The organism is uncultured Candidatus Kuenenia sp. (assembly GCF_900696675.1).
Lineage (GTDB): Bacteria > Planctomycetota > Brocadiia > Brocadiales > Brocadiaceae > Kuenenia > Kuenenia stuttgartiensis_A.
Window position 1 is genome coordinate 34686 of the sequence record NZ_CAADGZ010000016.1, and the last position, 9954, is coordinate 44639.

Here is a 9954-nt window from a genome sequence, read left to right on the forward strand (position 1 = left end):
ACATTTATCCTATTTTTGCGGATTTCTTTCATAAGGCAACACCATTTCGACATCTTCGATGCTGACAATTGTATCGGGGTGCTTTGGTAATATTTCCTCACGTAAATACTCAAAAAGCTCATCGGCTTTTTCATTTTGCAGCAGTGCTTCAATACGCACTAAAGAATATGCTGCATTTGGTGTGTCCGTCAGCTTTTTGACCGGTTCTATGCTTGCAAACCTGGCAATATCAAGGTTCATAAAGCCTTTCCTTACCAACGCCTGGGCTCCCGTTTCAGCAACAATGCTTACATGTTTTCTTACGATCAATTCCCTGTTATGTTTCATGGCAGAAAGTTTATGTCCCGACAGCTTTTGATGTGCCTCTAAACCAACTACTTCCAGGGTAAGATTTTTACGCTCGAATTCATGCTCGAACTCGTTTAGCTTTCCCATAACACTATGATCAATAAGCTTTGTTTTTGACATGTTCAATATTACATTTTTACCTTCTTTAAGGAAGTATTCTACCTGTTTTCTGAACGGAATCCAGTTGCTGAAAACAGCCGAATCGCTTGCGAAAATTACTACCGTCTTATCGTCCTTTATCTTAACATCCAGATACGGCCTGAATAATGACCGAAGGGGTACGCCGTTTATGATATGTACGAAAAATTTTGCTCCTATGCCTATGGCGATTCCGATGACCAGGTCCGTTGCCAATACTGCTACTAATGTAGTGACAAATATGACCAACTGCTCCACGCCAATTTTGTAAGTATGAACAAATTCCTTTGGCGCGGTTAACTGAAACCCTGTGTATACAAGCATTGCGGCTAGCGCCGCCAGGGGTATTTTGCAAAGTAAAAAAGGCACAAGCGCGACAAAAAGCAGCAACAATAGACCGTGGTACATGTTTGCAAAACGTGTGCGCGCACCATTGTCTATATTTGCCTTACTACGCACAATTTCAGATATCATAGGCAGTCCGCCGATAAATGCACACAGTGTGTTTCCTATTCCAACAGCAAACAAATCCCTGTCAAGGTTTGTTTTCCTTTTCCATGGATCAAGAATATCTATCGCCTTTGCGCTAAGAAGGGATTCGATGCTTCCTATCAGTGCAAACATTATTACCCATTTCCATCCTGCAATGTATTTTAATGAAGAAAAATCCGGGAAGGCGATTGCCTTGAACATATTGCCTGGAATATTTACCATGAATTCTTTTCCGAGGTTATATTCATATCCTTCAAAGACATAAATGCCTTCATTTGGCACTCCAAGAGATAAACAAAGCGGTATTGCAAAAAATAGCACAAACATTGGAGGAGGAATCTTTTGCAGTATTTTATACTTATGCTTTATCTTTGGGATACCAAACATGATAATTAAACTGCCGATGCCTATTGCCGCAATGTAAGGATTCATATCAATGATAACCCTGGGTATCTCTGCCATTAATTCAAAAGGTTCACCTGCCGCAGTACCGCCTAATACTATGGGAAATTGTTTGAGAATGACAATAATGCCAATAGCGGCTAACATGCCATGTACAGCACATAAGGGGAAAAAATCCCCAAGTGAGCCTACCCGGAGAAGACCAAATATAATCTGTAAGCAGCCGGCGGCGACACCTACCCCCAGCGCCATTCTGTAGGCTTGAATATCTGCGGCGATGTCTCTTCCCCCGGTATACCCGAAATCGGTAACTGCACCAATTGCAATAACAATTAACCCCGCGGCCGGCCCTTTTATTGTTAACTGTGAATTACTAATAAACGTTGTAACGACTGCGCCTACAACCGCAGTGAATATGCCTGCTATTGCCGGATAACCACAGGCAAGAGAAATCCCCAGACACAACGGAAGTGCAATTAAAAAAACCAGAAATCCCGCATTAAAGTCTTTTTTAAAATTTTGTCCCATTCCGGAAAAGCCGGCATTCGGAACGGGCTCTTGAGCACCGTTTAATTTCGACACACTCATTTACCTCCTTAATTGTAAATCTTAAGAATATTTTTATACGATAGTACCTTCTTGTCACACCACTTCTTTTAAAAAGAAGTAGTCACAAGTCAAGCAAATTGCGCTCCCAAAACAATACACCTTTTATACACATGAATATGTCATATATACTTAATCATACTCAGGATATTTACAAAATGTGCTTTTTATGCTGTGCGGCAGGGGCAAATTATGTTTGTCTTAGTTGAACTTGCACAGTGTTGTCCATGGACGTCTATGCTAAAATTTTGATATACAGCACAAGCCTATAGTGCAAGGAGTCTCACGCAGGCATTTTGCTAAAGCATTCTGCTGAATGATATAACCACTATTCAATGCATAGCTTATGTGACAAATTATACTATTGCAGGGATCTGATTTTAAGCTCTTAACAGGTATGGGTTATTTATAATATCTACCTTGCGCTATGTTTTATTTCGGACGAGAAACAAGCATTTCATTTTGCAAGGATACTTTGTTTGTGCATTTATGGTTTTAGAGACGTATAAAATGATCAACTTTTTTCGCGAGAAGCGGGGCTTGTCGGCAGGGGTAGGCATGTGTGGTTTTTCGAAAAAGGCTGCAATGCCAACCTTCTCTGTCTCTTTTCTTCCTGTTTTATGCTTATTTGGATCCGGCTTATCCTTGTTAAGGATGATTTGGTTGAAAGAATGAGGCGATAAATGGCTGAGTAACGCAAAAAAGCCAGCTACCGAAATAAGCAAAACAAATAAGCGTAATCCAAAAGATTTTCAGAAAATTTGTGTAAAGAGGATTTTTTTTATATATTTCAAGCCAAATGGTGGCTAATGTGAGCAGTACAGGATTTATAAAAAGATCGTTTGTGCCGGGCGAGGTAGTAGCCCCGATATAATTAAAGAGAAGGCCTACCACTACGCTAATAAACAGAGAGAGATAGTAGGTGTTTTTCGCAATAATAATGCTGAAAATAGCCAGGGAATGTGAAAGTATGGATGCTATTGCGAATTCCAAACCGCGGTAAAACTCGTAAGATATTATAAAATAGGGCGTAAGAAACGCAAAGAGGATGGCATTTCTCTCTTCCCCATTTGTATTATAAAAAAAATATAATGAAGCCGGGGCGATAAATTTGAGAATGTCATTATCACTCCAGTATTCATTGTCGCCAAAATAAACACATGCAATGCCAATGCAAGCGGAAAGATAGAGGAGAAATTCTATTTTTTGCTTTCTTCGCAAAATCCATAATACAAGGAGAAAAACAAGTGCCGATTGCAATAGGGTAAGGCACTCTTTAAGCCAGAAAATATGTTCATAGATATAAATAAGATTTTCGAAGTTAGTTGTGATAAATTCCATAGGATTATTGCATTTTCAAATGATAAAAAACAAAAAAAGTGTTACATGGAAGCTTATTATACAAAAACGAAACAAGCCTGGAAATCTGTGGTTTCAACCTCTTTTTACCTTTGCTACTGAAACTTTGTCCCGCCGGATGTTTTCCACTTATATCATTTTTTCAAAGCCATGGGGAAATGAAAAAATTCTAAATGAAATTTTTTTAGGAACTAATCTTATAATTTAGGAGTGTTTAAAAGTTCATTTTCCCTTAAAATCATAAGTAATTATTTATATATATGTTGTAACGTTTCAGGCGGAAAATTTAGTTGAATTTAAAGTTTAAGTTTGTTAAACTCAATCCCTTAAATACCTTAAAAGAACGTCTTTTAAGTAATTGCATTTTAGTAAAACAGATGGAGATTCGGTAATATGGCAGATACGGTATCTGAGTTAGATATCAACAAACTCCTTGACGCTGAAACAATTTCAAGAGAGACTGTTGCTGAGATAAAACAAAAAGTTTTAGGCTTTTTAGAAAACAGGAAGATCTTTGATAAAAAAATAGAGTCATTAAGGGAAGGAATAAGGAAGGAAACTGATAACGCTAAACTGAAAGACAAAAAGCTGTTGCTGGGAATATGTTTGTGGATCATTGGAGAAACGAAAGAAGCTATGGGCTTATTGAATGAAGTAAAGACAAGGAAAATAGGCTCGTATTACCTGGGGAAATGTTATCAGGAATTGGGTGATTATAAAAATGCGTTAGAGTGTTTTGAACGGGCGAAAAAATCAGATGATGAAGAATTTGATATCTGCATGGATATTGCCGAGACAAAAAGAATGGCGGGCGACAGCAATGAGGCATTAAAGGTAATAAAGAATTTTTCACAGTCACACAACGACAACGCTGAACTGCATTATCAATGGGGACATTGCCTGGAGTCCTTGGGGATGTACGAAGAGGCCTTCGTGCATTACGACAAGGCGCTTCAGATCGAACCAAATCATACGAAATCTCTTTTTCAAATGGCATTTAATTACGATATCGCCGGGGAAGACGACCTTGCGATTGAATATTATGAACGATGCACCAACCTCCGTCCTGCCCATAAAAATGCATACATGAATTTAGGGATATTATACGAAGACAATGGAAAATATGATGACGCAATTTTTTGTTATGAAGCCGTTTTGGATGTAGAGCCTATGCACGAAAGGGCCTCATTTTGCCTGAAGAGTGCAAAGGCTTCTTCGGAAATGGTTTTTGATGAGGAGGCGTCGAAAAAACAGGGACATGAAGGTGACGTGTTAAATATTCCCATTTCCGACTTCGAACTTTCCGTTCGGAGCAGAAATTGCCTTGAAAAAATGAATATTCATACCTTAAGAGATCTGACAAGAATTTCAGAACCAGATTTGTTGACATTTAAAAATTTTGGGGAAACCTCTCTTAACGAAATAAAGGCAATATTGATACAAAAAGGATTACAATTGGGACAATCCTATGATGGGCACAATATCGAGAAATCCACTGGCAAAAAGACTGGTTCCCTGAAGAGGGCAAAAGGTTGATTTGGCAGTTTGCTTTGCCATGGTCGGTTTAGGCAGATTGCAATCTGAAGGTCAGCATTTTTTCGTGTTCCACAAGTAAGTTTTTCTTGGAAATCAACAAAATAGAAACCCCTTTCAGACAGATATAAATGTTGGCGGTATAAAGTGGCAGGAGGCGTGTTTGCGGAAAGGCCTCAAAGAAAATGGCAGGAATGGCGCTGGATGTTATATAGCAGTGTGTTGCGGAAGGTATTCTTATGTTAGATTACATCCGGGGGCAAGTGATTAGCAAATCTCCCACCAAGTTGGTCTTGGAAGTTGCAGGCGTTGGTTATTTATTACACATTCCAATCTCTACTTTTGAAAAAATTCCCAGCCGTGGCGAAGTTACAATTCATACTCAGTTGTTTTTGAGAGAAGATGGCATAAAACTGTTTGGATTTGCCTCAGATGAAGAAAGGGGCTTATTCCAGCTATTGCTATCGGTAAATGGTGTTGGGCCAACTATGGCAATTGCCATACTATCCGGCAGTACGGCAAACGATATTAAGTGTGCAATAGCCAGAGAAGACACAAAGGCATTAATGCGAATCAAAGGAGTGGGAAAAAAAACAGCGGAACGAATTGTGTTGGAACTAAAGGAAAGCGTTAAAGGGGCAAAAGCATCCATAGATATAGAAATGGATGGCAGACAAAGGGCATTTGCCGACGATGCAATTATGGCGTTAATTTCTTTAGGATATGGCAGGCCTGTGGCGGAAAACGCAGTAAAAGAGGCCGTAAAAAAATTGAATTCGGTGGACAATATAGAAGTTCTTGTGCGGGAAGCCTTGAAGTTTAAAACATAATAGAGTGCTGTAATGGTTCTTAATTTACTAAGTAAGGAATCGGGCATGTTAAATGAAGGGGTATTGTCTTCTTCCGCGGCAATTGAAGATAGTAATCTTGATCTTACGCTTAGGCCGAAAAGATTTAATGATTTCATAGGACAAGATCGTATAAAAGAAAACCTGCATATCTATATAAAAGCGGCAAAAAAAAGGGGTGAACCAATTGATCACGTCTTGTTTTCCGGCCCGCCTGGTTTGGGGAAAACGACGTTATCCCAAATCATTGCGAGTGAAACAAATACCGCTATAAGGACGACTTCCGGTCCCATATTGGATAAACCGGCAGACCTTGCGGGCATTTTAACCAATTTACAGCAAGGTGAAATTCTTTTCATTGATGAGATTCATCGATTAAATACTAATGTAGAAGAATATTTGTATTCTGCAATGGAAGATTTCTCCATCGATATAATTATTGACCAGGGGCAAAAAGCGAGGTCGGTAAAAATAAACCTGCAAAGGTTTACACTTATTGGAGCCACTACCCGTGAGGGGTTGCTTACTGCACCGTTACGGTCACGGTTTGGGGTACTTGAGAAACTGGAATTTTATCCATGGGAAGATCTGTATAAAATTGTGTGTAATTCTGCGCGTAAGCTTGCGATACCAATTGAGGTAAAGGGTGCAGAAGCAATAGCAAAGCGGTCGCGTGGCACCCCGAGGATTGCAAACAGGTTTTTAAGGAGAATTCGGGATGTGGCCCAGGTGTTAGGAGAAGACGGGAAGGATGTGATAGACGAGAAAATAGCACTCAGGGGGCTGGAGATGTTGGGCGTAGACGAAAATGGTTTATGCGAAATGGACCGCAAGATTTTGCAGACGGTAGTAAAAAGCGGAGGAGGCCCTATCGGATTAAAAACGATAGCAGTATCGGTAAATGAACAAGAAGATACTATAGAAGAAGTGTATGAATCCTTCCTTATCCAAAGAGGTTATTTGGAAAAAACGCCGCGGGGGAGAATTGCCACAAAACAAACATACGAGCATCTCGGTGTTCACAAACAAATGCCGGCGCAAAAAAAGATATTTCAATAGCAAAGGAATTTTCAAACAAATATGCAGCTATTATTACATATCTGTTGCGCATGTTGTTTATGTGCGCCACTCAATGAATTGAAAAAAGAAGGTTTTGCCGTTACCGGGTTTTTTTATAATCCGAATATACATCCATTGCTTGAGTTTCGCCGTAGAATAAAAGCATTGCGGGTTTTTCAGGAAAAAAATCCAGTAAAAATTATTTTTAACGAAGAATATGGATTAAGAGATTTTTTGAAAAATGTGAATTATGAGGGAGGCAACCGTTGCGCAGATTGCTATGCCATGAGGCTTGATTGTGCCGCATCGTATGCAAAAAAACATACGTATGACGCCTTCACCTCTACAATGTTATTCAGCAGGTACCAGGACCATGTACAATTAAAAGAAATTTCCGAAAGGCTATCAAAAGAAAAAGAGATACCTTTTTTGTATCGTGATTATCGTTATTTATCTGAGCATAGCAATGAAATTGCACGAAAAAACATGATTTACCGGCAGGGCTATTGTGGTTGTGTCTTCAGTGAATATGAAAGATACAAAGATACGACCCGGGAATTATATAAGGGAAATAGCCTTCAGTACAAGGAGAATGAAGATACTTCCGGGGGGTTGCCGGCAAAAAGCGGTGGCGAAATATGCCATTGTTCAAGATGACATGTTCCCCCTTACCGTGGTTTTTCAAAAACTAAATTGTTGCCATTTTTTTGGTATAAAATCATGCACAAAACATTCTATATAGCAATAATGTTCATTGTGCCGTTTCTTGTTGCAGTCACTCATCTGTCATGCAAGAGGGATATTACAAAAATAGAAGAAGGGGGGCGGGACTATGCTTCCCGTGATGAAAGTGCTCTCAACGTCAGGATACTCCTTCTGGATAGGGTTAAAAAAGCTGAATTGTCGGTTGATGGGCGATATCAGATTTTGGGGGGTTTGTCCAATGTGGTAGATGAAGGTGTGAAGTTGGATAAAGCGAATGTTTTTATCGAAAATGGCTGGATTAACCTAGGCGGCAAGAGGCATTACAATAGCGAGTTACGGATCAAAGATTTAGGGGGTAGCGGTATTGTATTGGATTCAATCCCCTATCGCGGCGAAATACGGATATTACCGCAAACAGACAAAGAATTTTCGGTTATCGAAGAAATTAATATTGAGAATTTTGTGGTAGGCGTACTTGGGTGCGAAATGCCGAATTCATGGGAAGAAGACGCTTTACGTTCCCAGGCAGTCGCCATAAGAACTTATGTGGAAAACAGAAGGAAGGCCAAAAAAAACGAACCGTTCCACCTGGATAAGTCTGAGCTTGCATACAGGGGCATGCTTGGAGAAACTGCGAAAAGCGTAAAAATTGTACAGGATACGGCGGGCATTGTTATGGCATATCATGGAGAGATATTTTCTGCCTATTTTCACAGCACCTGCGGCGGACATACCGAGGACGTCAATTTGGTATTTGGCAAAGAAAAGCTTCCTCCGCTGTCTGGGGTAAAATGCGGGTACTGCGAAAATTCCAAATATTACACATGGAGCGTTAATATTGAGAAATCCTCAATACTACAGAAATTACAAAAAGCGAAGGTTAACGTTTCAAATATCGTTTCTGTTAAAACGGTAAATCATGGCCCTGGGGAGCATGGTTCTGAGGTTGAAATTATTGCTGTAAAAGGGAAGGAACTTATGAATGCAAACAGATTCAGGCTGCTGGTAGGGCCAAATAATTTATATAGCACCGCATTTACCGCCAGGAATAATGGCAAGAATATTACCTTTTCCGGCAAAGGCTGGGGGCATGGCGTCGGGCTTTGCCAGTATGGCGTACAGGGCATGGCGAAAAAAGGGTTTAACTGGAGAGAGATTTTGGGACATTATTATCCAAAAAGTGAGTTAAGGCGAATATATTAATCACCCATTCTTTTGGGGGAAATAATTGTTTTTCAAGGTTTTGGCAACAGATAAACAAACAAAAGCAAGGCGTGGCGAATTACATTTGGCCGGTCAGATTATCCCTACCCCGGTTTTTATGCCGGTTGGAACGCAAGGTACGGTTAAAACGCTAACCCCGCTGCAGATCAAAGAAACAGGAGCGGAAATAATTTTATGTAACGCGTATCATTTATGTCTGCGGCCAGGCGCTGAAATTATTAAACAACTTGGCGGACTTCACCGGTTTATGGGATGGAAGGGCGCTATTATAACGGATAGCGGAGGATTCCAGGTTTTTTCGCTAAGCAAATTGACAAAAATATCAAGCAATGGCGTGGAATTTCAATCTCCTATCGATGGTTCAAAATTGTTCCTTACCCCTGAGAAGGTGATAAAAATACAGAATGACATCGGGGCAAATATTATTATGGCATTTGATGAATGCGTTCCGTATCCCTGTGAAAAAGACATGGCAAGTGTTGCAGTTGAGAGAACGCTTAATTGGGCTGCGCGGTGTTTGGATTCCCATAATAATGAAGACCAGGCGCTTTTTGGCATAGTTCAGGGAAGCGTTTTCGAGGAACTTCGCATTGAATGCGCAAAACATCTTGAAAAAATGAATTTTCAGGGCTATGCCATAGGCGGATTAAGCGTTGGCGAGGGAAGCTTATTGATGAACGAGGTCATGGATTATACAGTTGAGTATTTGCCTCCGGGAAAGCCAAGATATTTAATGGGCGTTGGCTTCCCTGAAGATATTCTTCACGCGGTAGAACGGGGGGTTGATATGTTTGACTGCGTTATTCCGACTCGCAACGGTAGAAACGGCTGTGCTTTTACTCATTTGGGAAAGGTGAAAATACTCAATAGCCGATACAAAGAAGATACAGGGCCGTTGGATGAAATGTGTGATTGTTATACGTGTAAAAATTTTTCAAGGGCGTATTTGAGACACCTCTTTGTCGCAAAAGAAACATTGGGGCTAACGTTGCTCTCATTGCATAATATTTTTTATTTTCAACGGTTAATGCAACAGATAAGGGACTCTATTGAAAGGGGAGAGTTCCGAAGCTTTAAGGAACAGTTTTTTTCAGCGTACAAAAATAATTGAAACCTAAATCCTGCAAACAAGGCAAAGCCTTGTTGCAGGAATAGGATTGAAATGGTAGGATTTCCAAGGTATTCGGCGGTATATTGATAACAAAAAACACCTGAAAGGAGATTCACCATTTCGATGAAG

Annotated in this window: 8 protein-coding genes; 6 read left to right on the forward strand and 2 right to left on the reverse strand. The window is 40.1% G+C overall.

What is annotated here, in order from left to right; all coding sequences use genetic code 11:
- Nucleotides 1–9: 9 nt before the first annotated feature.
- Entirely contained in the window at nt 10–1962 is a 1953-nt protein-coding gene (locus tag QZT26_RS04535) for a SulP family inorganic anion transporter (protein WP_205713359.1), read from the reverse strand.
- 672 nt (nt 1963–2634) lie between these two features.
- A complete protein-coding gene (locus QZT26_RS04540; RefSeq protein WP_295100973.1) occupies nt 2635–3327 on the reverse strand; it encodes a hypothetical protein in 693 nt (230 codons plus the stop codon).
- A gap of 411 nt (nt 3328–3738) precedes the next feature.
- Here QZT26_RS04540 and QZT26_RS04545 point away from each other — a divergent pair, with 411 nt between their 5' ends.
- The 6 genes from QZT26_RS04545 to tgt all read left to right on the forward strand — a co-directional run bounded on the left by QZT26_RS04545 (nt 3739) and on the right by tgt (nt 9825).
- Nucleotides 3739–4881 (forward strand): tetratricopeptide repeat protein, encoded by a 1143-nt coding sequence (locus QZT26_RS04545; RefSeq protein WP_099324945.1) that lies wholly within the window; start codon nt 3739–3741, stop codon nt 4879–4881.
- 236 nt (nt 4882–5117) lie between these two features.
- Nucleotides 5118–5708, forward strand: a complete 591-nt coding sequence (gene ruvA / locus QZT26_RS04550) for a Holliday junction branch migration protein RuvA (protein ID WP_164994434.1) — start codon at nt 5118–5120, stop codon at nt 5706–5708.
- Nucleotides 5709–5753: 45 nt separating this feature from the next.
- Nucleotides 5754–6785, forward strand: a complete 1032-nt coding sequence (gene ruvB, locus QZT26_RS04555) for a Holliday junction branch migration DNA helicase RuvB (RefSeq protein ID WP_099324943.1) — start codon at nt 5754–5756, stop codon at nt 6783–6785.
- A gap of 21 nt (nt 6786–6806) precedes the next feature.
- The gene (locus tag QZT26_RS04560; protein WP_099324942.1) at nt 6807–7442 is read left to right on the forward strand and encodes an epoxyqueuosine reductase QueH; all 636 of its coding nucleotides are present in this window, start codon (nt 6807–6809) and stop codon (nt 7440–7442) included.
- A 63-nt stretch (nt 7443–7505) separates the two neighbouring features.
- Nucleotides 7506–8693, forward strand: a complete 1188-nt coding sequence (locus QZT26_RS04565) for a SpoIID/LytB domain-containing protein (protein WP_295100979.1) — start codon at nt 7506–7508, stop codon at nt 8691–8693.
- A 25-nt stretch (nt 8694–8718) separates the two neighbouring features.
- On the forward strand, nt 8719–9825 hold the full coding sequence (gene tgt, locus QZT26_RS04570; protein ID WP_164994435.1) for a tRNA guanosine(34) transglycosylase Tgt: 1107 nt from the start codon (nt 8719–8721) through the stop codon (nt 9823–9825).
- Nucleotides 9826–9954: the final 129 nt, after the last annotated feature.